At 71.1% G+C, this 1,233-nt stretch carries 2 protein-coding genes; one reads left to right on the top strand and one right to left on the bottom strand.

What is annotated here, in order from left to right; all coding sequences use genetic code 11:
• On the top strand, positions 1 to 659 hold a 659-nt coding region (locus tag ACYF6T_RS44495; RefSeq protein ID WP_461703697.1), incomplete at its 5' end, for an IS5 family transposase.
• Here the strand turns inward: ACYF6T_RS44495 and ACYF6T_RS44490 are convergent.
• Positions 625 to 1,119, bottom strand: a complete 495-nt coding sequence (locus ACYF6T_RS44490) for a hypothetical protein (RefSeq protein ID WP_461703696.1) — start codon at positions 1,117 to 1,119, stop codon at positions 625 to 627. The genes ACYF6T_RS44495 and ACYF6T_RS44490 overlap by 35 nt on opposite strands.
• Between the last annotated feature and the right edge of the window lie 114 nt (positions 1,120 to 1,233).

Here is a 1,233-nt window from a genome sequence, read left to right as displayed (position 1 = left end):
TCGCGGGCGGCATCACCTGGCGGGCGATGCCTGCGGACTTCCCCGCGTGGGACCGCGTCTACGCCTTCTTCCGGCGCTGGCGGGACAAGGGCCTGACCGCCGAGTTCCACGACCGGTTGCGCGAGCGGGTCCGCGTGGCTGCGGGCCGGGATGCGGAGCCGACGGCCGGCATCATCGACGCGCAGTCGGTGAAGGCAGCCGCATCGGTACCTGCCTCGAGCCGGGGCTTCGACGGCGGGAAGAAGGTCAACGGCCGCAAGCGGCACATCGTGGTGGACACCCTCGGACTGCTGCTGGCCGTGATGGTGACCGCGGCCTCGGTCACCGACCGGGACGCGGGACAGACACTCCTGGCTCGGCTGCGCGAACGGCACTGGCGCGTCACGCGTGTGTGGGCCGACGGCGGCTACACCGGGCGCCTGGTCGACCTCGCCCGCAATGTCCTGCGCGTCGCGCTGACCGTGGTCAGACGCAGCGACGACACCAGCGGCTTCACCGTGCTGCCCAAGAGGTGGCTGGTGGAGCGCACCTTCGCATGGCTGATGCACTCACGCCGCCTCGCCCGCGACTACGAGACGCGCACCGACACCTCGGAGGCGGTGATCACGTGGGCGATGAGCATGGTCATGAGCCGCCGCCTCGCCCGACGGGCACGCTGAACAGCCCCGGCCGTTCCTCCGCCAGCCAGCCCCGAACGGCCAGCCGCTTGGCTTTGGACCGCACCCCTTCCACCTTCGCCGCAACCGGCTCCAGCCCCAGCGCAGCCGCGAGTTGACGACAGTCCATCGACTCCCCGCGCCTCCCGTTCCCGCCGGCCAGGACGTCCATGATCCGCCGGTAGTCCGGCGCGAGAACCGCCGACGCGAGCCCTTCCTCCCAGTGCGGCACCACTGAGCCGGGCACCGCCTGCCTGACTTGCACCGGCCGTTCGCTGGCCACCTCGACCGGCGCCACGTCCTCGCCTCCGCGGGGCTCCGCCAGAACCTCGCCCACCGTCTCACGGGCGATAACGAACCGCTCCCACACCGCCTCCGCTTCCCGCAGCTCGGCCTGGAGAGCCTCCACCCGCTGCCGAGCGGCGCGTTCACGCTCCTCCAGCAGCCCCATCACCGACGGCATTCCGGCACCTCCGCCGAAGAGACGACACGACTCCCCGTCCCTCCCGCCGAAACACCACCCCTACACCTGACCAGCGGAAACGAACCCGTCACTCTCGGAAAGACAACGGCTTCT

It is taken from the genome of Streptomyces sp. 7R007 (genome assembly GCF_054850255.1).
Note: the sequence above shows the minus strand (reverse complement) of the source record. Positions and strands in the feature narration are given on the sequence as shown.

Coding starts and splice junctions, on each gene's coding strand:
- ACYF6T_RS44490 (WP_461703696.1), bottom strand. CDS start 1,119: ATGCCGTCGGTGATGGGGCTGCTGGAGGAGCGTGAACGCGCCGCTCGG.